Below are 25,846 nucleotides of genomic sequence, written 5' to 3' on the forward strand. Positions count from 1 at the left end.
TACCCGAGCCGGCGCCGATCCGCCTGCCCGACCCACAGGAGACAACGATGCAAGTTCAACCGTACCTGACGTTCTACGGTCGTGCCGACGAAGCCCTTCAGTTCTACGAAAAGGCGCTCGGCGCGAAGACGGTGTTCAAGATGCACTTCAAGGACGCACCGCCGAATCCCGATTACCCGATGTCGCCGGAGATGGCCGACAAGGTGATGCACGCGAGCTTCACGATCGGCGACTCGATGATCATGTGCTCGGACGGGGACTGCAGCCAGCCGGCCGGCGCCGCGCACGCCGGCTATTCGCTGTCGCTGAACCCGGCAACGGTCGACGAAGGCCAGAAGCTGTTCAATGCGCTCGCGGACGGCGGCGAAGTGACGATGCCGTTCGGCAAGACGTTCTGGGCGCTCGGCTTCGGGATGGCGAAGGATCGTTTCGGCGTGCACTGGATGGTCAACGTCGAGGACCTGTCGCAGCGCGAGGAACTCGCGAAACGCGCACAGGGCTGACGCAGGAACGAACGCCCGCCACCTCGCGGTGGCGGGCGTTTTCGTTGCCGCGCGGCGCGTGCGCGGCACGCCGCCGCGCTCGGCCCGCATCAACCCTCGACGACGTCGAGATAATCCTCCGGCCGCGTGCGATCCTCCGCATGCGCCATGCCGATCGCGCGCACCAGCACGCTCACGACCACCGACACCACCAGGTTCACGACCAGCGACCACACGGCCGCATAGCCGGGAATCGCGAGGCCGAACAGGTGGATCGTGAAGATCGAACTCGCCAGCTTCAGCGAGATCGCCATCCACGTGCCGCAGACGATGCCGGCCGCCCAGCCGGCGAGCAGCCCGCGATGGTCGAGCACGCGCGTGTACAGGCCGAGCACGATCGCCGGCAGCGTCTGGATGATCCAGATCCCGCCGAGCAGTTGCAGCTGGATCGCGTAGGTCAGCGGCAGCCCGAGGATGAACGCCACCGCGCCCACCTTCACGATCAGCGACACGAGCTTCGCGACGTGCGTTTCCTGGTCGTGCGACATGTTGCGGTTCACGAACTCGCGGTGGATGTTGCGCGTGTACAGGTTCGCGGCCGCGATCGACATGATCGCCGCCGGCACCAGCGCGCCGATGCCGATCGCCGCGAACGCGACGCCGACGAACCACGACGGGAAGTACTCGAGGAACAGCGCGGGCACCGCGAAGTTCGGGCCGAACGCCTTGAAGTACGGCGCGTATTGCGGCATGTCCTTCACGCCGGAGGCGAGCGCCATGTAGCCGAGCAGCGCGAGCAGGCCGAGCACGAACGAGTATGCGGGCAGCATCGCCATGTTGCGGCGGATCGAGTTGCCCGACGACGACGACAGGATCGCCGTGACCGAGTGCGGATACAGGAACAGCGCGAGCGCCGAGCCGACCGCGAGCGTCGCGTACGCGCTGTAGCCGTTCAGGCTCGCCGCGTCGGGCGCCTTCAGCAGCAGCTTCGCGGGCGGCACCGCGGAAAAGATGTGCCCGAAGCCGCCGAGCTTCGCGGGAATCACGATGACAGCGGCCGCGATCGTGATGTAGATCAGTACGTCCTTCACGATCGCGATCATCGCGGGCGCGCGCAGCCCCGACGTGTACGTGTACGCGGCGAGGATCGCGAACGCGATGATCAGCGGCAGGTCGCCGACGAAGCCGGTCGTGTCGAAACCGAGCGCGCCGATCACCACCTCGATGCCGACGAGCTGCAGCGCGATGTACGGCATCGTCGCGACGATGCCCGTCACCGCGATCGCGAGCGCGAGCATCCGGCTGCCGTAGCGCGCGTTGACGAAGTCGGCGGCCGTCACGTAGCCGTGCCGCTTCGCGATGCTCCACAGCTTCGGGAACACGACGAACGCGAACGGATAGATCAGGATCGTGTACGGCAGCGCGAAGAAGCCCATCGCGCCGGCGCCGAACACGAGCGCGGGCACCGCGACGAACGTGTAGGCCGTGTAGAGATCGCCGCCGAGCAGGAACCACGTGACGATCGTGCCGAAGCGGCGTCCGCCGAGGCCCCATTCGTCGAGATGGGCGAGATCGCCGCGCCGCCAGTTCGCGGCCAGGAAACCGATGATCGTGACGCCGATGAACAGCAGGACGAAGACGAAGGTCGCGCCGAGATTCATTGCGCACCTCCTTGCGTGCCGCTCGCCTTCCACGCGTTCTTGGTCTTGAAGTACACGAACGCGGTGATCACCGCGCTGATGAAGACCCAAAGCAACTGGTACCAGTAGAAAAACGGAAAACCGAGCCATTGCGGTTCGATCTTGCTGTACGACGGCACCCAGACCATCGCGATCAGCGGCAGCACCAGCAGCCAGAGCCAGCGCTTGGCGGCCCGGTTGGCGTCGGCATCGTGAGCCATGACGTCTCCTCTTCTATCCCGGTTATCGATCTTGTTGAGCGGGTACGGCGCCGAGAGGAGCGGCAATACGGGTAGGCTGCGGCTCCCCTGGCTTCGCGCCAGTATAGGAGCCGCGAGCACGCGGTCAAGCGGGGGCGAACCCGAGGTGATCCGCCCCTTGTCGCGTGGAGGCACCGGCCCGCGCCGGTGCCTCCGGCGTCAGATCGCGAACGACGTGTCGCGTGCGCCGGTCGTTGCTTTCAAAGCTTTCACCCACTTGCGCGCGGGCAGCTTCAGCGTGTCCTCGATCAGCTTCGCGCGGGCGTCGAGCTGCGCGAACGGCACGTCGAGCGCCGGGCCCGAGAACGCGATCGCGATCCGGTTGCCGTCGTGCACTTCCGGCAGCGCGATCACGCGGTGATCGAACGCCGCGTTCAGGTGCTTCATGTTGCGCACGAAGCTCGGGTGATCGCCGAACAGGTTGATCGTCGCGATGCCGGCATCGGCCAGACAGCCGCGCACCGCGCGGTAGAACGCGACGCTGTCGAGCACGGGGCCGCGCGCGGTCGCGTCGTACAGGTCGATCTGGATCGCGCCGGTCGTGCCGCGGTTGGCCGCATCGTTGACGAAATCCCATGCGTCGGCTTCGTGCACGACGAGGCGTGCGTCGTCGGGCGGCAGCGCGAACATCGTGCGCGCGGCGACGATCACGGCCGGGTTCAGCTCGACGGCCTCGACCTTCGCGTGCGGCAGGAAACGATGCGCGAACTTCGTCAGCGCGCCGGTGCCGAGCCCGAGCTGGACGATCCGCTCGGGCGTTTCGAGGAACAGCAGCCACGCCATCATCTGCTGCGCGTATTCGAGCTCGATATGCAGCGGCTTCGAGATCCGCATCGCGCCCTGCACCCACTCGGTGCCGAAGTGCAGGAAGCGCACGCCGCCTTCTTCGGAGAACGTAACGGGCGCGAAGCGCGGCTTGCGCGGCGCTTCGAGCACCGGCACGTCGTCGTGTTCGTCGATGTCCGGGCGGCGCTTCACGCGCGGCGGCTGGAGTTTTTCGGAGCCGTTGTACGCGGACGGCTGGCGTTGCTTGAACGCGCGCGCCTCGGCGGACGCACGCTTGATCAGTCGGGTCATGATGGTTGAATCTCGCTGGGTGATGCTGGGTGACGCTGGATGAGCGGACGAGAGGATAGCATTGGTGGGGGCCAGGGCCGCCGGTGGCGAGAGCGGTCGGTCGACCGGCCATTCGGGCGACTTGCAGGCGACATGGGCGTACGGGATAAGGTATCGCAATTGCGATGCAAAAGAGACCATCGCGATCGGCGTCATCGCGAGTGCCTGGCTCGTGCCGCCGCATCGGTCGCCGGTGGTGTACGCCGCCTGCCTCGTGGTGCTGGTCGCGCTGCTGACTGCGGTGTGCTGGCTCAAGGGCGAGCAGCCCCGCTGGCGATGGGGCAACGACGACTGAGCGTCGACGCGACACGCAAGCCCATGCGTCGCGGTTCGTCAGCCACGCCCTTCCTTCCGTCATCGATGCGCCGCGACGGCGCTCTGTCGAACGGCTGAATTGTTTCGACTCTCCCCGCGACGCAACAATGTGAAGCAACGGCTGCCCGGCCGGGAGTTCACATCGCATTTCCCGTCGGCAGCATCCGATCGCTGAACCGCCACCGCCCGTCGGTGGCCACTTCTCGCCTGTCCGCCCCTGACACCGCATTCGAACGGCCGCGCCGAATGCCTGCGCGGCCCTTGAAAATATACCCAAATAGGGATAAATTTGTCGATGGATCCATACATCAAACCGCTGTACTGGCTCGGTTCGGCGCGCAAGGATTGAAGGTCATGCCCGAAACCGTGCAGCACACGTTCGGCTATGCGCTGTATCTGGCGCAGACAGGGCGCAAGCACGATCAGGCCAAGCCCTTGGCGGGATTCGGCTCGGCCGGCGTGCTGGAGATCGTGGAATCGGAAGACAACGGCACGTACCGCGCGGTCTACACGGTGAAGCTGGAAACAGCGTCTACGTGCTGCACTGTTTCCAGAAGAAATCGCCGAGCGGCATCGCGACACCGAAGCCGGACAACGATCTGATCCGCGCGCGTCTGAAAGCAGCCGACGCACACGCAACAGGAGAAAGGCGATGATCGAAATCGAACAGGGCAGTGGGAATGTCTACGCGGACCTGGGCATGCGCGATGCCGATGAAATGCGGGTGAAGGCCCAACTCGCCGCGAAGATCGCGGAAATCATCAAGGCGCGCCAATGGACGCAGCAGCACGCGGCACGCTTGCTCGGCGTCCCTCAGCCGAAGCTGTCGAACATGCTGCGCGGGCAGTTTCGCGGCGTGAGCGAAATGAAGATGCTCGAATGCCTGGCGAAGCTCGGACGCGACGTGCGGATCGTCGTCGGGCCCGACCGTCGGTCGGAAGCCGAAGGGCACATCGAAGTCGTATTCGCCACCTGACGACAGCGTCGTTTCGATCGCTCCGATGCGCGGGCCGTCCAGGCTACCGGCAGCGCCGGCCGATCAAAGCACGATTCGGCGCCAGTGTTCGAGCTTCTGCTCGAACGACAGCATCGCATTCGCCGGGCTCGACGAAGGCAGCACGAGGGTCTCGTACCCGGCCCGGCCGATCACGTCGGCGAACCGCCCGGCCGTCTTGCCGTTGAAGCACACGCGCTTGAGCAACGGCGCATGCTCGCGCAGCGAATCGAAGTCGTTCGGCTTCGCGTTCCTGATCGCGGAATCCAGACTGCCCTGGCGATGGCATGCATCGAGGACGTCCCAGATGCCGATGCCGTGCGACAGCACGCGCTCGAGCCGCGCGTCGTACGGCAGTTCATGCAGCGTCGGTTCGCCGAGCACCGCGCCGAGCAGCCGCCAGAACTGGTTGGTATTTTGGTCAATTTGACATCTGGCCCATCACGGCTCGCCATGGCCATCACCAACGTCTCGCGATATCCCTGCTATCTAGATCCGCCGAAACGGTCGCTCATCGAGCTAAAATTTGGCTCGATCGTGCTAAATTCTGGCTCGATCGTGCTATTCTCACGGCTTATGACAAAGCTCGGCGACGCCCTCTTTTCCAGTGCACAGCAACCCATTCTGGCCTGCCTGTTTGGGCAGCCCGAACAGTGGTTTCACGTCAAAGAGTTGATCCGGCTGACCAGTCTCGGTAGTGCCAGCGTCCAGCGTGAACTGAATCGTCTCGAAAAAGGTGGCCTCATCGAAACCAGACGCATCGCCAATCTCAAACAGGTGCGAGCGTTCGCCGGCAGCCCCATTTTCAGCGAGCTGCGTCTCATCATCCTCAAAACCTTCGGGGTCGTCGAGGTGCTCCGCGAAGCGCTGTCACCGCTGACCTCAGAGATACAACTCGCCTTTGTATACGGTTCGGTTGCCCAAGGCAGCGACCACGCCGGTAGCGACGTCGATGTTATGTTGGTCAGTGAGACGCTCAGCTATGGACAAATCATGGCCGCACTCGAATCGGCTGAAAGACAGCTCGGCCGCTCGGTCCAGATCACACAATACACTCACGAGGAATTTCTCGAACGGAAACGCAAAAGTCATCCGTTCCTCGCGGAAGTGCTGCGCCAACCGAAGCTGATGATTATAGGAACCGAGGACGACATTGACCGCATTGGATAACCTCGTACGCATCGGAAAACTCAAACCCCTTCCGGCGAACCGCGGCGAATTCGAGCATCTGCTCGGCCTCGCTCGAACCTTGCTCGATACCGTCACAAGCAGTAACGGAATGGCAACGGAGAGCCAGTTCATCCTCGCCTACGATGCCGCTCACGCCGCGTCACGCGCCGCGTTACGGGCTCACGGATACCGGAGCGACGACCGATATCTGGTCTTTCAGTGTCTCGAACACACGATCGGCTGGCCGACCGAAAAATGGCGCGTGCTCGATACCTGCCATCGCAGGCGCAATGCGGCCGAATACGAGGGCAACATAGATCTTCCAGCGAGTCTGACCGCCGAGTTGGTTCGGCTCACTGCTGAACTCATTGAAACCGTATCTCTACTCGACCACCTGCTGCCGTCCACCTGATACTGCTTCGCGGGATACTCTGAATCCAACGAGCTTCAGGGACGAATCCCGCGCCACTGCTCCAGCTTCTGCTCGAACGACAGCATCGCATTCGCCGGGCTCGACGAAGGCAGCACCAGCGTTTCATACCCGGCCCGCCCGATCACGTCGGCAAAGCGCCCCGCCGTCTTCCCGTTGAAACACACCTTCTTCAGCAACGGCGCATGCTCGCGCAACGACGCAAAGTCGTTCGGCTTCGCATTCCGGATCGCAGAATCGAGACTGCCTTGCCGATGGCATGCATCGAGGACGTCCCAGATGCCGATGCCGTGCGACAGCACGCGCTCGAGCCGCGCGCCGTACGGCAGTTCATGCAGCGTCGGTTCGCCGAGCACCGCGCCGAGCAGCCGCCAGAACTGGTTGCGCGGATGCGCGTAGTACTGCGCGGCGTCGAGCGACGCCTCGCCCGGAAAACTGCCGAGGATCATCGTGTGCGTATTCGGCGCGACGACCGGCGGAAAGCCTTGCAGCATCTCACGCGTCTCCGTACGGCCCGACGGATCGCGGCCCGTCGCCGTGCGCGGCGAGATGGCGCCACAGCGCCGGCAACATGCACTCGGTCACCATCAGCGGCTTACCGTGACGCTGGAACACCGAGCGCCGCGCGACAAACGCATGCGGCGCGCGCGCACCCTGCAATGCATGGCTCGCGAGCGCATACAACGGATGACCGGCGATCACGCGCCGGCTGACGAGCGCCGAGCGCTCGACCTGCGGATCGCTGTACAGCAGCTCCGCGAGCGGCCGCGTGCGCAGCCGCCGCATGGCCTGCCACACACCCTTGCTGGCCGCGAGCGGCGCGATGCTGTGCGCGGCGACGTACGGCGTGCCGTCGACCGACAGGATCACCTCGCGCACCCACATCGGCGCGCGCGGCGAACTGGCGAGCGCGTCCGGCTCGTCGAACCACGGACGGTCGACGGCCTCGCGCGTCACGCGCACGTTCACGCGGCCGAGCCGCGCGAGATGCGCGGTCAGCGATCCGCCGCGCGTCAGCCAGTCGCGCTGGTCGAGCGTGCAGCCAGGCCGCGGCGTCTCGCGCCAGCCGGCCTGCGCGCCGTCGAATCGCATGCGCGCGTTCACGCGGCGCGCGACAGCAGCAGCGCGTTGGTCCGCTTCACGAAGCTCGCCGGATCGTCGAGCATGCCGCCTTCGGCCAGCAGCGCCTGATCGAACAGCAGATGGCACCAGTCGCCGAAATCGGCGCTGTCGGCATTCAACTGCTTCACGAGCGCGTGCTCGGGATTGATCTCGAGGATCGGCTGCATCGCCGGCGCGTTCTGGCCGGCCGCCTTCAGCATCCGCTGCAGGTAGCCGCTCATGTCGTTGTCGTCCGCGACGAGGCACGACGGCGAATCGGTCAGGCGGAACGTGACGCGCACTTCCTTCACCTTGTCGCCGAGCGCTTCCTTCATCTTCTCGACGACCGGCTTGATCGCCTCGCCGGCCTGCTCCTGCGCCTTCTTCTCCTCGTCGTTCAGCTCGCCGAGATCGAGATCGCCGCGGGCCACGCTCGCGAGCGGCTTGCCGTCGAACTCGTGCAGGAACGACAGCATCCATTCGTCGACGCGGTCGGTCAACAACAGCACCTCGACGCCCTTCTTGCGGAACACTTCCAGATGCGGGCTGTTCTTCGCGGCCTGCCACGTATCGGCGGTCACGTAGTAGATCTTGCTCTGCTCGGGCTTCATGCGCGACACGTAGTCGGCGAGCGATACGTCCTGCGCGTCGGTGTCGCCGTGCGTCGACGCGAAGCGCAGCAGCTTCGCGATGCGCTCGCGGTTCGCGTGATCCTCGCCGACGCCTTCCTTCAGCACCTGGCCGAATGCGCGCCAGAACGTCTTGTACTTCTCCTTGCCGGCGTCGTCTTCCGCGTTCGCGAGTTCCTCGAGCATCGACAGCGCGCGCTTGGTCACGCCTTCGCGGATCGCCTTCACGTCGCGGCTTTCCTGCAGGATCTCGCGCGACACGTTCAGCGGCAGGTCGGCCGAATCGACGACGCCCTTCACGAATCGCAGGTATTGCGGCAGCAGCTGCTCGGCGTCGTCCATGATGAACACGCGCTTCACGTACAGCTTCAGGCCGCCGCGATAATCGCGGTTCCACAGGTCGAACGGCGCGTGCGCCGGCACGAACAGCAGTTGCGTGTATTCGCTGCGGCCCTCGACGCGGTTGTGCGTCCACGTGAGCGGATCCTGGTGATCGTGCGCGATGTGCTGGTAGAACTGCGTGTACTGCTCGTCGGTGATGTCGCTCTTCGAACGCGTCCACAGCGCGCTCGCCTGGTTGACGGTTTCGTCCTCGTCCTTCAGGACCATCTCGCCCTTTTCCTGATCCCACTCTTCCTTGCGCATCAGGATCGGCAGCGCGATGTGGTCGGAGTACTTCTGGATGATCGACTTCAGGCGGTGCGACGACAGCAGGTCGTCCTCGCCTTCGCGCAGGTGCAGCGTGATCGTCGTGCCGCGCTGCGCGCGCTCGATCGCGTCGATCGTGAAATCGCCCTCGCCGGCGCTTTCCCAGCGCACGGCCTCGTTCGCCGGCAGGCCGGCGCGGCGCGTCTCGACGGTAATCTTGTCCGCGACGATGAAGCCCGAGTAGAAGCCGACGCCGAACTGGCCGATGAGCGCCGCGTCCTTCTGCTGGTCGCCCGACAGCTTCGTGAAGAATTCCTTGGTGCCCGAACGCGCGATCGTGCCGAGGTTCGCGATCGCCTCGTCGCGGCTCATGCCGATGCCGTTGTCGTCGATCGTGATCGTGCGCGCGGCCTTGTCGAAGCCGATGCGGATGCGCAGGTTAGGATCGTTCTCGTACAGCGCGTTGTCCGCGAGCGCTTCGAAACGCAGCTTGTCGGCCGCGTCGGACGCGTTCGACACCAGTTCGCGCAGGAAGATTTCCTTGTTGCTGTAGAGCGAATGAATCATCAGGTGGAGGAGTTGCTTGACCTCTGCCTGAAAGCTCATCGTTTCATGTGCCATGGATGCTGTTTCCTCTTACTTGAACTTGATAGGCGCCCCCGCCATGCCATGCCGAGCGGGTTTGCGCGCTCATCTGGGGACGAACGACTCGATTTCAAGGGCCTCGGGTGATCGCGGCAAGCGGATCGCGCATGCCGGCTGCGCGGCCGACCGAACCGGTTACCGATCCGGTTACCGATCCGGTTACCGATCCGGTTACCGATCCGCATAGATTCGAACGTGTCCGATGTTGCCGCGGACGGAAATTTGTTCAAATGTCGCACGCGCCCCGGATCCTGGCCGAGCGACTGCATCGGCGCCTGGCGGTGGTGGGGCGAAAACGCCGGCAGCGCCGGATCGTCACGGCCCCCGCGTCCGAGCGGACGCCGAATCGGCGCCATGACCTATGACATTAAATATTGAGACAACCCGATATGACCATAGCCTCACCAGCGAAAACCGGTTACGAGAAATGGCAAGATGGCATTAAGTCGGCGGCTGACGATCCAAAATGGCAGATCTACGATTGCGAGCTTCGGGCAGCAGTAGGCGAATACAATCGGCACCTTGCCGGTGTGGCGGGTTACCGTCCGTTGGACTGGCGGCTCATCAAGGCGATGGCGTGGGTCGAGACCGGCGCCGGAGATCCATTATGGGCATCGAACCCCATGCAGATCGGCATGTACGACGATCCAGGGCTGGACGGTTTGTTGTCAGGCAAGGAAGGGGGCGATCTTATCTTGCCGGCGTCGACCCAATCGCGGCTGACCCGCGCGAATGCACGCGCCGTGCCCGCTTACAACATCCGCGCCGCTATCGGTTATCTGCTCATGCGCTTGGCGAATTTCTCCATGCAAAGCGTTCCGGACCCGGATCGACGCACGTACGAAATTTCCGTCAGACCTGGCGATAGCCTCGACAAAATTGCCCGACAACAGGGCTCGACAATCGACACGCTACGCGCACTCAATCCGGGTGTTGGCACTTTGCGCCCAGGACAACTCCTGAAATATCAGAAGGCGGCGATACGCAAAGTCATCATAGGCTGGAAGCCGATGACTACGGCAAACGTCGGTCGGCTTTACAACACGAAAGCACCCGGCACTTACGCAAAAAAGCTCGATTACGCGCTGGCAACCATTCAGCAGGGCAAGGAACCCGTATGCTCGCCGTGAGAATCGCCCAGGCGTTGGGCCTTATTACCGCGCTGCTGGCAGGTGTGGCGCAGGCCGGCAATCAGCCGCTTGCCGGGACGTTCGTCGGTCACGGCCGGCAATGCGACGGCCAACTTCGTGTGACCGAAAAAACGATCGAATGGCGCACGCCTTTCGCGCATTGCGCGAAGCGCCCCTATCGAGTGATCGAAAGCGATCCGACCGCGGCCCAACCGAAAATCGCCTTCTTGCTGAAGGGACAGCCCTGTGGTTTCGGCGTGATATCGCTTGATTTCGACCCGGCTTACCCGGATTACTGGATCGCGAAGGGCTACAGGAACCTGGACGGGTACAACAGCGATAGCGCGGACGTATTGCGTTGCAGCATGAAGCGCGTTAAGCAGTAACCCGCAAAACGTGCCGCGCAGCGGCAAAGCGGCCCGAGTCCATGCGACGCGGCCTCCAGTCAGGGAACGCACCGTTTGAAGGACCGCCGCCCTCCGCGGCGGCTCGCGAAGCGGGCCTCCCCCCATTCCGCGTCACGACGCGCGCCGCACCGCCGAGTCGATATAGCCCGCCAGCAGCCCCGGCAGCGCCGGATCGCCGCAATTCGCGACGTTGAAGCGCATCCACGTGGACGGCGACTGCTGCGGCGAGAACAGGCTGCCCGGCGTCAGCAGGAAGCCGGCTTCGTGCGCGACCGCCGCGAGCGCGTCCGAATCGACGCCCGTATCGGCCCACAGGAACATCCCGGCCGCCGGCATCGTGAAGAGCCCGAGCCCCGTGCGCTCGAGCATCCGCGCGGTCTTGTCGCGCACGCCATCGAGCCGCGCGCGCAGCCGCTCGACGTGGCGCCGGTAATGCCCTTCGGTCAGGATCTTGTACAGCACGCGCTCGTTGAGCTCGGGCGTGGTCATCCCGACCAGCATCTTCTGGTCGGTCACCGCCTTCGCGATTTCCGGCGCGCACGCCACGTAGCCGACCCGCAGGTTCGCCGCGAGCGTCTTCGAATAGCTGCCGAGATAGATCACGCGCTTCAACTGGTCGAGGCTCGCGAGGCGCGTGGCCGGATAGCTTGGCGGGCACAGGTCGCCGTACACGTCGTCCTCGACGACGAGGAAATCGTAGGCCTCCGCGAGCTTCAGGATCCGGAACGCCTGCGCGGCCGACAGCGACGTGCCGGTCGGGTTCTGCAGCACCGAGTTGATCACGAGCATCTTCGGCCGCCACATCTGCACCAGGGTTTCGAGCGCGTCGAGGTCGGGGCCGTCGGGCGTATACGGCATCCCGACGAGCTGCGCGCCCTGCGCCGCGAAACGGCCGAACATCTGGAACCACGCGGGATCGCCGACGATCACCGCGTCGCCCGGCCGCATGTAGATCCGCGAGATCAGGTCGATCGCCTGCGTGATGCCTGACACCAGCACGATCTGTTCGGGCTTCGCGCCGATCTCGACTTCGGCCAGACGCGTCTGCAGTTGCTGGCGCAGCGGCAGGAAGCCCTGCGCGGTGCCGAAGCCGAGCATCTGTGCGCCCGACTGACGCCCGAGCGCGCGCAGCGCGCCGGTGATCAGCTCGCCGTCGAGCCAGCGGCCCGGCAGGTAGCCGAGGCCCGGGCCCTTCTCCGGGCTGACGGTGTGCAGCATGTTGCGCAGCAGCCAGACGACGTCGATCGTGTTGTGCACGGGCGCGGCCTCGGCCACGCGCGCGACGCCGTCGGCCGGCTGCGGGCCGGCGCCCGTGCGCTCGCGCACGTAGAAGCCGGAGCCGCGCCGCGAGTCGAGGTAGCCCTGCGCGACGAGGCGCTCGTAGGCCTCGACGACGGTGAAGCGCGACACGCCCTTGTCGAGCGCGAGCTTGCGGATCGACGGCATGCGCATGCCGGGACGGAACACGCGTTCGTCGATCCGCCGCCGCGCCCACTGGACCAGCTGGTCGACGAGCGTGAGCGTGGCGGTGTCGTGCGGCGCGGGAATCTGGGCGAGTGGGACGGTGGACATGGTGGACATGGGCGGCGGCTCCAACTGTACCGAAGGCTATCGCGCCGATTGTACCGTTACTGTGCCGGTAGCGACGATTACAGTTGACCGGAATGGCGATCGTGCGGCCGCCGTTCCGGCCGCGCCATACCAGGCGCCGCGCCCGCCGGCCCGCATCGCGGCCGGTGCGCCGGCCGGCCCGGCCCCCGCCCGGTACGTCGTCCGCCTACCATGACACTTTCGCTTCCCGACCGACGCTCATGCCAGCCCGCTCCCTGACACTCGACCATCTCGTGATTGCCGCGCGCACCCTCGACGAAGGCGTGCGCCATGTCGCCGACGCGCTCGGCATCGAACCGGCCGGCGGCGGCCGCCACCCGCTGATGCGGACCCACAATGCGCTGTTCGGCGCGTGGGGCGGGCTCTACCTCGAAGTGATCGCGATCGACCCCGATGCGCCCGCGCCGGGCGACGATGCGAAGCTGCCGCGCGCGCGGCTGTTCGGGCTCGACGATCCGGCGATTCAGGCTCGGCTCGCGCAGGGCCCGTTTCTCGCGCACTGGGTCGCCCGCGTCGACCGCCCGCGCCAGCTTGCGCTGTGGCAGCGCCAGTACCCGGCCCGCATCGCGCCCGTCGTCGCGATGCGGCGCGGCGACCTGAGCTGGGGCCTCACGGTGCCCGACGACGGCAGCTTCCCCGCATGGCAAGGGGCGGGCGACGGCCTCGTGCCGTCGCTGATCCAGTGGGACAGCCCGCGCCATCCGGCCGACTCGCTGCCGAACGACGGCGTCGCGCTGAAGGCGCTCAAGGGCGCCCATCCGCGTGCGGATACGATCCGCGAGCAACTCGACTGGCTCGGCGCCGCGCACCTGCTCGACGTCGAATCCACCGACGGCCCGCCCGCGCTCGTCGCCGAATTCGACACGCCGCAGGGCACGCGCACGCTGCGCTGAGCTCGCTGACGCCCGTTCCATTACACACACCCAGCAAGACGGAGACACCCACGAATGAATTCGCGCGAAACCCGCGGCATGCTGCTCGGCCTCATCGGCGTGATGATCTTCAGCCTGACGCTGCCGATGACGCGGATCGTCGTATCCGAACTCAATCCGCTGCTCAACGGCCTCGGCCGCGCGCTCGCCGCCGCCGTGCCGGCCGGCCTGCTGCTGTGGTGGCGCCGCGAGCCGCTGCCGACCCGCGCGCAACTGAAGAGCCTCGCGATCACGTCGGCCGGCGTGATCATCGCGTATCCGGTGTTCTCCGCCTGGGCGATGAAATCGGTGCCGGCCTCGCACGGCGCGGTGGTCAACGGGTTGCAACCGTTGTTCGTCGCGCTGTACGCGGCGTGGCTGTCGCACGAACGGCCGTCGAAGGCGTTCTGGGCCAGCGCGGTGGCCGGCAGCGCGCTCGTGATCGCGTTCGCGCTGCGCGACGGCGGCGGCACCGTGCAGGCCGGCGACGCGCTGATGCTCGTCGCAGTCGGCATCGGCGCGCTCGGCTATGCGGAAGGCGCGCGCCTCGCGCGCCAGATCGGCGGCTGGCAGGTGATCTGCTGGGCGCTCGTCGTGTCGGCGCCATTCCTCGTGCTGCCGGTCGGCTGGCTCGCGTGGACGCAGCACGCCGCGCATCCGGGCCCGCTCGCCCTGCGCACCTGGCTCGCGTTCGGGTACGTGACCCTCTTTTCGCAATTCATCGGCTTTTTCGCGTGGTACGCGGGGCTCGCGATGGGCGGCACCGCGCGCGTCGGCCAGGTGCAACTGCTGCAGATTTTCTTCACGATCGCCTTTTCCGCGCTGCTGTTCGGCGAAACGGTCACGCCGTCCACGTGGCTGTTCGCGGCGGCCGTGATCGCGACCGTGGTGCTCGGGCGCCGCTCGGCGGTGGCCACGGCACCGCGCCCCGCTCGCGCCGGCTGATGAGGTGCGCCATAATGGACGCTTTGCCTGATCGGTATTGCCTACCCAGCCGCGAAGGCTTCATCGTGCTCGCGCTCGCCCACCCGGCGGCGTCGAAGCGATCCGCCCGAACGACCTTTCTTGACTGACCACGATATCCGAACGAGGAGACTATGAATCCGAGCGACCTGCATCCGCCGCACTGGCAGCTTTCCGAACGCGCCCGCAAGCTGACGAGCTCTGCGATCCGCGAGATCCTGAAGGTCACGGAACGCCCCGAGGTCATCTCGTTCGCCGGCGGCCTGCCCGCTCCCGCGACGTTCCCGGCGGAACGCATGCGCGCCGCCGCCGACCGCGTGCTGCGCGACGCGCCGGCCGCGGCACTCCAGTACAGCGCGACCGAAGGCTACCTGCCGCTGCGCGAGTGGATCGCCGAGCGCTACAGCGTGCGCGTGTCGCAGGTGCTGATCACGACCGGTTCGCAGCAGGCGCTCGACCTGCTCGGCAAGGCGCTGATCGACCCGAACAGCCCGATCCTCGTCGAAACCCCGACCTACCTCGGCGCGCTGCAGTCGTTCTCGCTGTATGAGCCGCGCTACGTGCAGGTGCCCACCGACGAGCAGGGCCTGCTGCCGGCAGGTCTTACCCCCGAACTCACGCAAGGCGCGCGCCTGCTGTACGCGCAGCCGAACTTCCAGAACCCGACCGGCCGCCGCCTGCCCGTCGAGCGCCGCCGCGCGCTCGCCGCGTTCGCGCAGTCGAGCCCGTTCCCGGTGCTGGAGGACGATCCGTACGGCGCGCTGAACTACCAGGGCGAGCCGCTGCCGACGATGCTGTCGATGGCGCCCGACCACGTCGTGCACCTCGGCACGTTCTCGAAGGTGCTCGCGCCGGGCCTGCGGATCGGCTACATCATCGCGCCCGAGGAACTCCACTTCAAGCTCGTGCAGGCCAAGCAGGCCACCGACCTGCACACGCCGACGCTCACGCAGCGCATCGCGCACGAAGTGATCAAGGACGGCTTCCTCGACGAGCACATCCCGACGATCCGCGAGCTGTACAGCGCGCAGTGCGACGCGATGCTCGGCGCGCTCGCGCGCCACATGCCGGAAGGCGTCACGTGGAACCGCCCGGAAGGCGGGATGTTCATCTGGGTGAACCTGCCCGCGCAGATCGACAGCATGAAGCTGCTCGCCGCGGCCGTCGACAACCACGTCGCCTTCGTGCCGGGCGCGCCGTTCTTCGCGGAGAACGCGCAGCAGAACACGCTGCGCCTGTCGTTCGTGACGGTGCCGCCCGAGAAGATCGAGGAAGGCGTCGCGCGTCTCGGCAAGCTGCTGCGCGAGCGCCTCTGATCCCCCTTTTTCCCTGTCACGACTCTCTACGAGGAATCGAACGCATGGCTAACGTCTACGACAAACTGAAGTCGCTCGGCATCGAGCTCCCGACCGCCGGCGCGCCGGCCGCCGCCTACGTGATGAGCGCGCAAAGCGGCAACACGGTGTACCTGTCGGGCCACATCGCGAAGAAGGACGGCAAGGTCTGGGCCGGCAAGCTCGGCGCGGATCTGCAAACGGAAGACGGCAAGGCGGCCGCCCGCTCGATCGCGATCGACCTGCTCGCGACGCTGCACGCGCACACCGGCGACCTGAACAAGGTCACGCGCATCGTCAAGCTGATGAGCCTCGTCAACTCGACGCTCGACTTCACCGAACAGCACGTCGTGACGAACGGCGCATCGGAGCTGATCGCCGAAGTGTTCGGCGACGCGGGCAAGCATGCGCGCTCGGCGTTCGGCGTCGCGCAGATCCCGCTCGGCGCGTGCGTCGAGATCGAACTGATCGCCGAAGTCGCGTAACGCGCGCGTCGCGATGGCCGGCCGTCCGGTTCGCTTCAAGCAGGTCGACGTGTTCACGTCGGCGCCGTTCAAGGGCAATCCGCTCGCCGTGGTGTTCGACGCCGATTCGCTCGGCGACGACACCATGCTCGAGATCGCCCGCTGGACGAACCTGTCGGAAACGACGTTCCTCTGCACGCCGACCGATCCGGAAGCCGACTATCGCGTGCGGATCTTCACGACGGGCGGCGAACTGCCGTTCGCCGGCCACCCGACGCTCGGCACCGCGCACGCGTTCCTCGAAAGCGGCGCGCGGCCGCGCACGCCGGGCCGGCTGATCCAGCAGTGCGGGGTCGGCCGGGTCGCGCTGCGCGAGCAGGCCGGCGGCTGGGCGTTCGCCGCGCCGCCGGCGCGCGTCACGCCGCTCGACCGTTCGGACTACGCGGCACTGGCCGCCGCGCTGCGCAGCGACGCGCTCGACCTCGATGCCGAGCCGTGCGCGGTCGACAACGGCGCGCCGTGGCTGGTCGTGCGGCTGAAGTCGGCCGACGCGTGCATCGGCCTGTCGCCCGACCCGGCCGCACTGGCGGCACTGACCCGCCGCTACGGCGTGGATGGCCTCGCCGCCTATGCACCGCACGCCGAAGGCGGCCCCGCGACGTTCGAGATCCGCTGCCTGATGACGGGCGGCACGTTCGGCACGCCCGGCGAGGATCCCGTCACCGGGAGCGCGAACGCCGCGCTGGCCGGGCTGCTGACGCGGCAGGAACGCCGCCCCGGCCCGTCGTATACGGCCCGCCAGGGCACGGCGATCGGCCGCGACGGCCGCGTCTTCGTCCGCTACGACGAAGACGGCACGACCTGGATCGGCGGCCAAGTCGTCACGGTCGTCGACGGCACGTTCCGTTCACCCCACTGACATTTCGCGATGTGCGATGGTACGGGCGCGTCCGGCGCCCCGCGCTTTGCCCAACTATCGCAAAAACGTTCCAACCAGTAATATCGGGCCTAATCCGTTGTTTCGGAGGTCTGTCCATGGTTGCGCGTCCCGCGAACGAACAGACGTCGGGACAATCCGAACCATAGCCGGCCATCCAGACGGATGGCGCACGCGAGCAGGACGCCACCCTCTTCGATGAGCTCCGCCCGGTCCAATCACACGCCGCCGAACCGGCCGCTGCGCGCGCCGCGCAAGTCGCGCCGGCGTGCGCTGTTTGCCATCCCGCTGCTCGGGATGCTGGCGCTTGCGCTGCTGTGGGCCGTGATCATCGCGCGCCTGTCCGTTGAAAAGGACAGTGCATACAAGGAAGCGGCGGCTTCCGCGGCGATCCTGTCGTCCGCGCTCGAGCAGCATACGGTCAAGGCGATCCACCAGGTCGACCAGATCACCCGCTTCGTCAAGTTCGAATTCGAGAAATCGCCGGCGCGCTTCAATCTCGCGAGCGCCGTCGAGAAAGGCGTCGTGCCGAGCGATACGCTGATCCAGGTGTCGCTCGTCAACGCGAAAGGCATCCTGTTCGCGAACACCGCCGAACTCCATCCGCAGCCGATCAACCTGTCCGACCGCGAGCACTTCAAGGTCCACCTCGCGCACAACGACGATCGCCTCTTCATCAGCAAGCCCGTGCTCGGCCGCGTGTCGAGCCACTGGACGCTGCAGATGACGCGGCGCCTGAACAATCCGGACGGCAGCTTCGCCGGCATCGTCGTCGTATCGGAAGACCCGAGCTACTTCACGAACGATTTCTACAACAACGCGGCCATCGGCAAGGAAGGCGTGATCGCGGTCGTGTCCGACACGGGCGCCGTGCTCGCGCGGCGCACGGGCTCGGTGAACAACGCGCCGGGCGCGTTCTCCGCGTCGGGCGTCTACCCGATCGCGGAGCGCGTGACCGGCACGATCATCGATCCGATCGACGGCGTGACGCGCATCGTGTCGTACCGCCACCTCGACGGCTACCCGCTCGCGGTGATGGTCGGGCTGTCGCAGACCGAAGAGTTCGCGGACTACACCCACACGCGCAACGTCTACCTGCTGATGACGAGCTTCATCACGCTCGCGATGCTCGCGTTCTTCGGCGTCGCGACCGGCCTGATCGGCAAGCTGCTCGGCCGCGAGCGCGAAATGACCCAGCTTGCCGAATACGACCTGCTCACCGGCCTCGCGAACCGCTATGCGACGCTGCGCGGGCTGCGCAACGACGTGTCGATGCCCGCGAGCCTGTCGCGGCTCGGGCTGCTGTTCATCGATCTCGACAACTTCAAGACCGTCAACGACACGCTCGGCCACAACGCCGGCGACATCGTGCTGCAGATGACCGCGTCGCGCCTGGCCGATGCGGTCGGCGACGAAGGCTCGCTCGCGCGCATCGGCGGCGACGAGTTCGTCGTCGTGATGAAGGGCGACGACGTCGAGCGGCGCGCGGTGCGGCTCGCGGAAGCGATCATCCGGATGTTCAGCGAGCCGTTCGACGTACGCGGCAGCTCGTTCGTGCTGCATGCGAGCATCGGCATCGCGCTGCACACCGTCGCGAACGAAAGCGAGATCGACCTGCTGAAAAAGGCCGACCTCGCGATGTACAGCGCGAAGGACGCCGGCAAGAACTGCTACCAGTTCTATGCGCCGCACCTGTCGCATCGCGCCGACCACCTGATGCGCTGGGAACAGCAATTGCGCGTCGCGCTCGCCGAGGGACAGCTGTTCCTCGCGTACCAGCCGAAGATCGACCTCACGCACCGCACGATCACCGGCTTCGAGGCGCTCGCGCGCTGGGACCATCCCGAGCACGGCGTGATCTCCGCGAACGAATTCATTTCGATCGCCGAATCGACCGGCCTCATCGTGCCGATCGGCGACTTCGTGATCCGCACCGCGTGCGAGCAGATCGCGCGCTGGCGCGACGAAGGCCACGACACGCTGACGCTCGCGGTCAACATCTCGCCCGTGCAGTTCTGGCGCGGCGACCTGATCGAGACGATCTCGCAGGCGCTGCACGACACCGGCATCGACGCGAACCGGCTCGAGATCGAGATCACCGAAACCGCGATGATGGAATATCCGGAACTCGTGTCCGAGAAGATCGTCGCGCTGAAGAAGCTCGGCATCCGGATCGCGCTCGACGATTTCGGCACCGGCTATTCGTCGCTGTCGTACCTGCACCGCTTCTCCGTCGACACGCTGAAGGTCGACCGCTCGTTCGTGCAGGCGATTCCGAACGATCGCAGCGTGTGCGTGATGGTGTCGTCAATCGTGCATCTCGCGCGCTCGCTCGGGCTGACCGTCGTCGTCGAGGGCACGGAGACCGAGGAGCAGATCACGTGGCTGTCCGCGCTCGGCGAAATCGAGGCGCAGGGCTTCCTGTTCTCGCGCCCGGTGCCGGCCGACGCGATTCCCGCGCTGATCGCACGCTTCGGCGTGCGCGGCGAGCGCCTGAACGTCGTCGCGCAACGCGCGACCGGCAGCACGGGCGGCTGAACACCACACCGCTGCCGCCGCGACGCGGGTTGCGCGCCGCCGCAATTGTTACGTTTTCCGATCCGATCGTTTAGTTCATTAACTAGCGTTTTCGCGCATGGTAGTGTCACGATGCGCGGCGGACAATCGGGAGGGCCGACGTGTCGGCGGGCCGCCGGCGCGGCCCTACGCGAGAGATCCGGCCCTGCGCCAACCACACAATCATGACAACCGTCGAAGTCGAAGCGACCGCGCGTGTCGAAGAGGCACCCGCATCCCTATGGGCCTTGTTCAAGGTCGTCGCCGGCATTTCGGCCGTCTCGTGGGGCGGACTTTCGATGATGGCGCAACTCGAACGCCACTACGTGGAGCGGCTGCAGCGCATCGAGCCGCACGTCTTCGGCGATCTCGTCGCGCTCGCATGGCTCGTACCGGGCCCCGTCGGCTGCAACGTCGCCGTGCAGGTCGGCCAGACGCTGCACGGTCGCGCCGGCGCATGGGTCGCCGGCATCGCGAGCGTGCTGCCGTTCTCGATCCTGATGACGCTGTTCGCGATCTTCTATCAGACGCCGCTCGTGCGCTCGCTCGCCGCGCCGATGCTGATCAATCACTTCGGGATGGTGCTCGCCGCGCTGATCGGCGTCACGTGGGTCAAGCAGGTGCGTGCGCTCGCGCGCACGCGGCTCGAACAGACGATCGCCGCGCTATCGACGATTCTGCTCGCTTTCGCGCATAGTCCGGCCGCTTTCGTCGGGATTCTGTTCGCCGCGTTTGCGGCAGGCTGGCTGACGGGCCCGTCGCAACGCGACGCGGTCGATTTCACGTTGTCGAAACGCGACCGCGGCCTGCTCGTGCTGCTCGGCGTGCTCGTCGTGCTGTTCGCGGTGCCGCTGCCGGGCGATTACCAGGCAGACCTGCTGTGGCCGCGCCTCGCGGGCGCCGGCATGACGCTGTTCGGCGGCGGCTTCTCCGCGCTGCCGGTGCTCAAGACGCTGTTCGTGTCGCCGGCGACGGGCATCTCCGATCACGACTTCACGCTCGCCTTCGCGCTGTCGCCGGTCGCGCCGGGGCCGCTGCTGAACGTCGTGCCGTTTCTCGGCTACCTGACCGACGGCTGGATCGGTGCGCTGCTCGCCACGGCCGCGCTGTTCATTCCGTCGGGATGCCTCGTCGTATTTGCGCAGAACCACCTGCTCCGGCTCAAGCGCCATTCGCGCTTCGAGCACGGGATGCGCCTGCTGCGCGCGGCGACGACGGGCTTTCTCGTCGTCGCCGTCGTGAAGATCCTGCATCGCGAGCCGGCCGACCCCGTTTACTGGCTGACGGGCGCTTTCGCGACGCTGTGCTTCACGCGCTTCAAGGTGCCCGTCTATGCCGTGTACGGCGCGGTCGCCGTCGCATGCAGCGTGTGGCTGTGGGCCGCGCACTGACGGGCGGCGGCCGTCGCCCTGCCCGGCGCGGCCCGCGTTGCCACCTCAACCGGCCTGCACGGCGACCCGGCGTGCCATCCAGCGGGCGCGCAGCGCGTCGTACGCGAGGTTGAAGCAGAACGTGTAGGGCAGGAAGAACAGCACGATGCCGAGGTCGAGCAGCAGCGCCTCGACGAGGCTCACGTTCAGCCACCACGCGGCAACCGGCACCACCATCGCGACGAGGCCGAGCTCGAACGTCACCGCGTGCGCGATCCGCATGCCGAGCGTGCGCGACAACCCGGCGCGCCGCTCGAAGCGGTCGAACAGCGCGTTGAAGGTCATGTTCCACGCCATCGCGATCAGCGACACCATCACCGTCAGCACGCCGACGTGCGACACCGGCATGTCGAGCAGCCACGCGCCGATCGGCGCGCACAGCGCGATCGCCACCAGTTCGAACGTCAGCGCGTGCAGCAGGCGCTCCGTCACCGTTTTGTTGATCTGTTTCATGAATGTGCTCCCATGCATTGGCTAATCCATGCCGGCCATTCTGATCGGCGATACCGTGTCAATCCAGTTTGATATCATCGATTTTACCGATATAACGCTGCCCGGAGCACCGCATGCACCACGCCCCCGAAGCCCTGCTCGCCTTCGTCGAAGCGGCGCTGCTCGGCTCGTTTACGGCCGCCGCCCGCAAGCTCGGCAAGCGCCAGTCGACCGTGTCGGAAGCGATCGCGAATCTCGAAATCGATCTCGGCGTGCAGTTGTTCGATCGCTCGACGCGCGCGCCGACGCTCACCGAGGCCGGCCGCGCGCTACTGCCGCAGGTGCAGCGCGCGCTCGAGGCCAGCGCGGCGATCGATCGCACGGCCGCCCGCCTCGCGCGCGGCGAGGAAGCGCGGCTCACGCTCGTCGTGTCCGATACGTACCAGTCGAAGCGCTACGAGGAAACGTTGATGGCGCTCGAACGGCGCTTTCCGGCGCTCGAACTCGAATGCCAGATCGCCGAGCACGACGACGTGCTCGACCTGATCCAGCAAGGCCGCGCGCAACTCGGGCTGATGGCCGCCCGCGCGGCCTACCCGGCCGATATCGGCGCGGCGACGGTGGCGGAGGAATCGGAGATCGGGCTGTTCGTCGGCCGCACGCATGCGCTCGCCGAATACGGCGACGCCGAAGTGCCGCATGCGGCGCTGCGCGACGTGCGCGAACTGCGCCTCAATACCTACGTGACGACCGAAGGCCGCGGCACCGACGACCGGATCGTCGTCGGCACGCAGCACTGGCTGGCGCCGAGCTACCTGATGCTGCTGGAGATGGCGGTACTGGGGTTCGGCTGGGCGGAGCTGCCGCGCTGGATGGTCGAACACTTCGCGCGCGACCGCCTGTGCGAGCTGCGTGCACGCGGGTGGCCGCGCCGCGTGCGGGTGGATGCGGTCTGGTCGCGCAACCGGCCGCTCGGCCCGGCCGGTTCATGGCTGCTCGATGCGATGCTGGCCGCGTAGCGGTGCGTGCCGTCGGCCCGCGACGAAGGGCAGCGGCCTGACGCCGGCCGGTCAGAAACCGCGCGACAGCACGGCCGCGCCGATCGTGACGACGCCGAGCACGAGGTTCACGACGACGAGCAGGCGCATCGCGTTCACCGCGCGCGCGCCGTCCGGCCAGTTTTGCGCCTGCACCGCACGGCGGATGCGCGGAAACAGCGCGAAGCGGATGTGCCCGAAGATCAGCATCATCACGACGCCGAGCCCCGCCATCGCATGCAGCGACCACGTCGCATGCGCGCCGCCGAAGCTCATCAGCAGGAAGCCGCCGGACAGCAGGATCACGATCACGGCCCCTGAAACCCAGTTGAAGAAGCGGCCGAACACGCCCTCGATCAGCGGCAAGCGCAGCTGCGGCGACAGGTCGGACAGCGCCGGGCGCAAGCAGAAGTGTGCGAAGACCATCCCGCCCACCCACACGGCGACGGCCAGCAGATGAAGAAACAGCGCGACGGCAACGGCGTGGGACATGAGGACGATCCTGTGATGAGTGGGGTGCAGCGAACGGCCGCGTCGCACGCGGCATCGAGCGACGTTCGACCCGCCAGCCGCGTCGCGGTTCAGGCCCGCGGCGCGATTTCACATTATTTTGCAAGTTGCGCGTGACAGCGCCACGCTTGCTTACCCGAATCCCGACGCGAAAGTAAAAAGCCGCACACCCGCCGAAGCGGACGTGCGGCCTGCGACCGCGGCCGAACGGGATGTTCCGGACGAACCGGACGACCGCGCGGCGTCAGCCGAGCAGCGGACGCAGCTCGGTGACGACCTTGAGCTTCGTGTCCGGCGCGCGGCCCTTGCGTGCGCGCTTGCCGATGTGCGGCGCGAGCCCCGCGTACGACAGCGTCTCGTCCTGCACCTTGCCGCCGCGCCCCGTGCCGATCAGCACGACGCCGGCCGGATCGATCGCCAGCGCCTGCACGAGCGTTTCCTTGTCGTCGAGCGCCATCAGGATCACGCCGCGCCCGCCGCCGGACAGCGTCTTCATCTCGTCCATCCCGAACACGAGCAGGCGCCCGCCGCTCGACAGGCACGCGACCTGCGTCGCGTTCGGCAGCACCGGCATCGGCGCGAGCGGCACCGCACCCGCATCGATGGTCATGAACGACTTGCCGGCCTTCACGCGGCTCACCATGTCGCCGACCTTCGCGAGGAAGCCGAAGCCGTTGCTCGACGCGAGCAGCAATTGCTGGTCGGCCGGCGCCGCGTAGTAGTGCATCAGGTGCGAGCCCGATTCGAGCTCGATCAGCGACGTGACCGGCACGCCGTCGCCGCGCCCGCCCGGCAGCACCGCCACGTCGACCGAGTACACGCGCCCGCTGCTGCCCCACGCGATCAGGCGATCCGGCGTGCGGCACTGGAACGCCGCGTACAGGTGATCGCCCGCCTTGAACGTGAAGCCGGCCGGATCGAGCCCGTGGCCCTTCAGCGCGCGCACCCAGCCCTTCTGCGACACGACGACCGTCACCGGCTCGTCGACCACCTTCGCCTCGAACGTCGCGCGCTTTTCCTGCTGGATCAGCGTGCGGCGATCGTCGCCGTACTGCTTCGCATCGGCCTCGATCTCCTTGATCATCAGCCGCTTCATCGCGCTTTCGTTCGCCAGCAGCTCCTCGAGCTTCGCCTTCTCGTCGCGCAGCCCTTCGAGTTCCTTCTCGATCTTGATCTTCTCGAGCCGCGCGAGCTGGCGCAACCGGATTTCGAGGATGTCCTCGGCCTGCCGCTCGCTGAGGCCGAACGCACTCATCAGCGCGGCCTTCGGCTCGTCCGACTCGCGGATGATGCGGATCACCTCGTCGATGTTCAGGAAGACGATCATCCGCCCTTCGAGGATGTGAATGCGATCGTCGACCTTCGCGAGACGATGGCGGCAACGGCGCGTCATCGTCAGCTGGCGGAACTTCACCCATTCGTCGAGGATCGTCAGCAGGCCCTTCTGGCCCGGCCGGCCGTCGGCGCCGATCATCACGAGGTTCAGCGTCGCGTTCGATTCGAGGCTCGTGTACGCGAGCAGCGTGTTCACGAATTCCGTCTGGTCGATCGTGCGCGACTTCGGCTCGAACACGAGCCGCACGGCTGCTTCCTTGCCCGACTCGTCGCGCACCGCGTCGAGCAGGTCGAGCATCGCCTTCTTCGTGTTCAGCTGCTCGGGCGTCAGCGTCTTCTTGCCGAGCTTGAGCTTCGGATTGGTCAGCTCCTCGATTTCCTCGAGCACCTTCTGGCCCGACGTGTTCGGCGGCAGCTCGGTCACGACGAGCTGCCACTGGCCGCGCGCGAGATCCTCGATCTTCCACTTCGCACGCACCTTCAGGCTGCCGCGGCCCGTTTCGTACGCCGCCGAGATTTCGGTGTCGCTCGAGATGATCTGGCCGCCGCCGGGGAAATCCGGGCCGGGAATCAGGTTCATCAGCTCCGCGTGCGTAAGCTTCGGATTGCGGATCAGCGCGACCGCCGCGGCCGCGACTTCGCGCAGGTTGTGCGACGGGATTTCGGTGGCGAGGCCGACCGCGATGCCCGATGCGCCGTTCAGCAGCACGAACGGCATGCGGCTCGGCAGCGTCTTCGGCTCCTCGAACGAACCGTCGTAGTTCGGCATGAAGTCGACCGTACCCTGGTCGATTTCGTCGAGCAGCAGCTTCGAGATCGGCGTGAGCCGCGCTTCGGTGTAACGCATCGCCGCCGCGCCGTCGCCGTCGCGCGAGCCGAAGTTGCCCTGCCCGTCGATCAGCGGATAGCGCAGCGAGAAATCCTGCGCGAGCCGCACGAGCGCGTCGTACGCCGACTGGTCGCCATGCGGGTGGTATTTACCGAGCACGTCGCCGACCACGCGCGCCGACTTCACCGGCTTCGCGTCGGGCCCCAGGCCCATTTCGTTCATCGCGAACAGGATCCGGCGCTGCACCGGCTTCTGGCCGTCGCACACGTCGGGCAGCGCGCGGCTTTTCACGACGCTGACCGCGTAGCTGAGATATGCCTGCTCCGCGTAGTTGCCGAGCGTCAGCGCGTCGCTCTCGGGCGCGTCGGGGCTGGCGAAGAGATCGGAAGTGTTGTCGTCCATCTGAATTCCGTATTCGTAAGTGGCGTGAGGCCGGGCCGGGCGTCATGCCCGGCCGCGCGGAAGCGGCGGTGCAGTGTTCGATGTCAAGC

At 66.6% G+C, this 25,846-nt stretch carries 25 protein-coding genes and 2 pseudogenes; 16 read left to right on the plus strand and 11 right to left on the minus strand.

Features of this window, described 5'->3' with window-relative positions; translation table 11 throughout:
• The first annotated feature begins 47 nt into the window (after nucleotides 1-47).
• A complete protein-coding gene (locus tag CFB35_RS12170; protein ID WP_059583723.1) occupies nucleotides 48-503 on the plus strand; it encodes a VOC family protein in 456 nt (151 codons plus the stop codon).
• Between the two features lie 89 nt (nucleotides 504-592).
• On the opposite strand, the gene mctP is transcribed toward CFB35_RS12170, so the two are convergent.
• From mctP to CFB35_RS12185, 3 genes are all read right to left on the minus strand, one after another.
• A complete protein-coding gene (gene mctP / locus CFB35_RS12175) occupies nucleotides 593-2,143 on the minus strand; it encodes a monocarboxylate uptake permease MctP (protein WP_059583724.1) in 1,551 nt (516 codons plus the stop codon).
• Nucleotides 2,140-2,382 (minus strand): DUF3311 domain-containing protein, encoded by a 243-nt coding sequence (locus CFB35_RS12180; protein ID WP_006490660.1) that lies wholly within the window; start codon nucleotides 2,380-2,382, stop codon nucleotides 2,140-2,142. The genes mctP and CFB35_RS12180 overlap by 4 nt, the downstream gene beginning before the upstream one ends.
• Before the next feature lie 198 nt (nucleotides 2,383-2,580).
• A complete protein-coding gene (locus CFB35_RS12185; protein ID WP_059583726.1) occupies nucleotides 2,581-3,498 on the minus strand; it encodes a hypothetical protein in 918 nt (305 codons plus the stop codon).
• A gap of 121 nt (nucleotides 3,499-3,619) precedes the next feature.
• Between CFB35_RS12185 and CFB35_RS12190 the strand changes: the two genes are divergently transcribed.
• From CFB35_RS12190 to CFB35_RS12200, 3 genes and pseudogenes are all read left to right on the plus strand, one after another.
• Nucleotides 3,620-3,832, plus strand: a complete 213-nt coding sequence (locus CFB35_RS12190) for a hypothetical protein (RefSeq protein WP_089465036.1) — start codon at nucleotides 3,620-3,622, stop codon at nucleotides 3,830-3,832.
• Between the two features lie 315 nt (nucleotides 3,833-4,147).
• A pseudogene (locus CFB35_RS12195) lies at nucleotides 4,148-4,508 on the plus strand (type II toxin-antitoxin system RelE/ParE family toxin).
• Complete coding sequence (locus tag CFB35_RS12200; RefSeq protein WP_059583733.1) at nucleotides 4,505-4,828, plus strand: helix-turn-helix domain-containing protein; 324 nt, start codon at nucleotides 4,505-4,507, stop codon at nucleotides 4,826-4,828. The pseudogene CFB35_RS12195 and the gene CFB35_RS12200 overlap by 4 nt, the downstream one beginning before the upstream one ends.
• A 63-nt stretch (nucleotides 4,829-4,891) precedes the next feature.
• Here the strand turns inward: CFB35_RS12200 and CFB35_RS12205 are convergent.
• Nucleotides 4,892-5,257, minus strand: a pseudogene (locus tag CFB35_RS12205) (DNA-deoxyinosine glycosylase); the annotation flags it as partial.
• A 165-nt stretch (nucleotides 5,258-5,422) separates the two neighbouring features.
• Between CFB35_RS12205 and CFB35_RS12210 the strand changes: the two are divergent.
• Nucleotides 5,423-6,016, plus strand: a complete 594-nt coding sequence (locus tag CFB35_RS12210) for a nucleotidyltransferase domain-containing protein (protein WP_059583734.1) — start codon at nucleotides 5,423-5,425, stop codon at nucleotides 6,014-6,016.
• Nucleotides 6,000-6,428: a hypothetical protein gene (locus CFB35_RS12215; protein ID WP_034174483.1), complete on the plus strand. Its 429-nt coding sequence runs from the start codon at nucleotides 6,000-6,002 to the stop codon at nucleotides 6,426-6,428. The genes CFB35_RS12210 and CFB35_RS12215 overlap by 17 nt, the downstream gene beginning before the upstream one ends.
• 35 nt (nucleotides 6,429-6,463) lie before the next feature.
• Here CFB35_RS12215 and CFB35_RS12220 read toward each other — a convergent pair whose 3' ends face one another.
• From CFB35_RS12220 to htpG, 3 genes are read right to left on the minus strand one after another with little or no spacing between them, the layout of a single operon-like run.
• A complete protein-coding gene (locus tag CFB35_RS12220; RefSeq protein ID WP_089465037.1) occupies nucleotides 6,464-6,940 on the minus strand; it encodes a DNA-deoxyinosine glycosylase in 477 nt (158 codons plus the stop codon).
• A gap of 1 nt (nucleotide 6,941) precedes the next feature.
• Nucleotides 6,942-7,538: a chorismate lyase gene (locus tag CFB35_RS12225; protein ID WP_060312136.1), complete on the minus strand. Its 597-nt coding sequence runs from the start codon at nucleotides 7,536-7,538 to the stop codon at nucleotides 6,942-6,944.
• Between the two features lie 8 nt (nucleotides 7,539-7,546).
• Complete coding sequence (htpG, locus tag CFB35_RS12230) at nucleotides 7,547-9,445, minus strand: molecular chaperone HtpG (protein ID WP_089465038.1); 1,899 nt, start codon at nucleotides 9,443-9,445, stop codon at nucleotides 7,547-7,549.
• Between the two features lie 413 nt (nucleotides 9,446-9,858).
• On the opposite strand from htpG, the gene CFB35_RS12235 reads away from it, so the two are divergent.
• Complete coding sequence (locus tag CFB35_RS12235; RefSeq protein ID WP_059583739.1) at nucleotides 9,859-10,599, plus strand: LysM domain-containing protein; 741 nt, start codon at nucleotides 9,859-9,861, stop codon at nucleotides 10,597-10,599.
• On the plus strand, nucleotides 10,587-10,985 hold the full coding sequence (locus tag CFB35_RS12240) for a hypothetical protein (RefSeq protein WP_059583741.1): 399 nt from the start codon (nucleotides 10,587-10,589) through the stop codon (nucleotides 10,983-10,985). Before CFB35_RS12235 ends, CFB35_RS12240 begins: the two co-directional genes overlap by 13 nt.
• Nucleotides 10,986-11,117: 132 nt before the next feature.
• Here CFB35_RS12240 and CFB35_RS12245 read toward each other — a convergent pair whose 3' ends face one another.
• The gene (locus CFB35_RS12245; protein WP_059583742.1) at nucleotides 11,118-12,578 is read right to left on the minus strand and encodes a PLP-dependent aminotransferase family protein; all 1,461 of its coding nucleotides are present in this window, start codon (nucleotides 12,576-12,578) and stop codon (nucleotides 11,118-11,120) included.
• 239 nt (nucleotides 12,579-12,817) lie between these two features.
• Here CFB35_RS12245 and CFB35_RS12250 point away from each other — a divergent pair, with 239 nt between their 5' ends.
• From CFB35_RS12250 to CFB35_RS12285, 7 genes are all read left to right on the plus strand, one after another.
• Entirely contained in the window at nucleotides 12,818-13,510 is a 693-nt protein-coding gene (locus CFB35_RS12250; RefSeq protein WP_059583745.1) for a VOC family protein, read from the plus strand.
• Nucleotides 13,511-13,564: 54 nt separating this feature from the next.
• Nucleotides 13,565-14,473 carry a DMT family transporter gene (locus tag CFB35_RS12255; protein WP_059646429.1) on the plus strand — a complete coding sequence of 303 codons (909 nt, stop codon included), beginning with the start codon at nucleotides 13,565-13,567 and terminating at the stop codon, nucleotides 14,471-14,473.
• A gap of 152 nt (nucleotides 14,474-14,625) precedes the next feature.
• Nucleotides 14,626-15,807 (plus strand): PLP-dependent aminotransferase family protein, encoded by a 1,182-nt coding sequence (locus CFB35_RS12260; protein WP_060010261.1) that lies wholly within the window; start codon nucleotides 14,626-14,628, stop codon nucleotides 15,805-15,807.
• Between the two features lie 44 nt (nucleotides 15,808-15,851).
• Nucleotides 15,852-16,310, plus strand: a complete 459-nt coding sequence (locus CFB35_RS12265; protein ID WP_006478174.1) for a RidA family protein — start codon at nucleotides 15,852-15,854, stop codon at nucleotides 16,308-16,310.
• 13 nt (nucleotides 16,311-16,323) lie between these two features.
• Nucleotides 16,324-17,208: a PhzF family phenazine biosynthesis protein gene (locus CFB35_RS12270; protein ID WP_059583750.1), complete on the plus strand. Its 885-nt coding sequence runs from the start codon at nucleotides 16,324-16,326 to the stop codon at nucleotides 17,206-17,208.
• A gap of 216 nt (nucleotides 17,209-17,424) precedes the next feature.
• Nucleotides 17,425-19,764 carry an EAL domain-containing protein gene (locus CFB35_RS12280; protein ID WP_059583751.1) on the plus strand — a complete coding sequence of 780 codons (2,340 nt, stop codon included), beginning with the start codon at nucleotides 17,425-17,427 and terminating at the stop codon, nucleotides 19,762-19,764.
• A gap of 203 nt (nucleotides 19,765-19,967) precedes the next feature.
• Entirely contained in the window at nucleotides 19,968-21,173 is a 1,206-nt protein-coding gene (locus CFB35_RS12285) for a chromate transporter (protein ID WP_059583752.1), read from the plus strand.
• Between the two features lie 45 nt (nucleotides 21,174-21,218).
• On the opposite strand, the gene CFB35_RS12290 is transcribed toward CFB35_RS12285, so the two are convergent.
• The gene (locus tag CFB35_RS12290; protein ID WP_059583771.1) at nucleotides 21,219-21,665 is read right to left on the minus strand and encodes a multidrug/biocide efflux PACE transporter; all 447 of its coding nucleotides are present in this window, start codon (nucleotides 21,663-21,665) and stop codon (nucleotides 21,219-21,221) included.
• Nucleotides 21,666-21,778: 113 nt separating this feature from the next.
• On the opposite strand from CFB35_RS12290, the gene CFB35_RS12295 reads away from it, so the two are divergent.
• Nucleotides 21,779-22,663 carry a LysR family transcriptional regulator gene (locus tag CFB35_RS12295; RefSeq protein WP_059583754.1) on the plus strand — a complete coding sequence of 295 codons (885 nt, stop codon included), beginning with the start codon at nucleotides 21,779-21,781 and terminating at the stop codon, nucleotides 22,661-22,663.
• 51 nt (nucleotides 22,664-22,714) lie between these two features.
• Here the strand turns inward: CFB35_RS12295 and CFB35_RS12300 are convergent, their stop codons facing one another.
• Nucleotides 22,715-23,173, minus strand: a complete 459-nt coding sequence (locus CFB35_RS12300) for a CopD family protein (protein WP_059583755.1) — start codon at nucleotides 23,171-23,173, stop codon at nucleotides 22,715-22,717.
• 262 nt (nucleotides 23,174-23,435) lie between these two features.
• Complete coding sequence (gene parC / locus CFB35_RS12305; protein ID WP_059583757.1) at nucleotides 23,436-25,757, minus strand: DNA topoisomerase IV subunit A; 2,322 nt, start codon at nucleotides 25,755-25,757, stop codon at nucleotides 23,436-23,438.
• Nucleotides 25,758-25,846 lie beyond the last annotated feature (89 nt).

Origin of the sequence: Burkholderia sp. AU16482, from assembly GCF_002223285.1 — a bacterium.
GTDB classification, from domain to species: domain Bacteria; phylum Pseudomonadota; class Gammaproteobacteria; order Burkholderiales; family Burkholderiaceae; genus Burkholderia; species Burkholderia semiarida.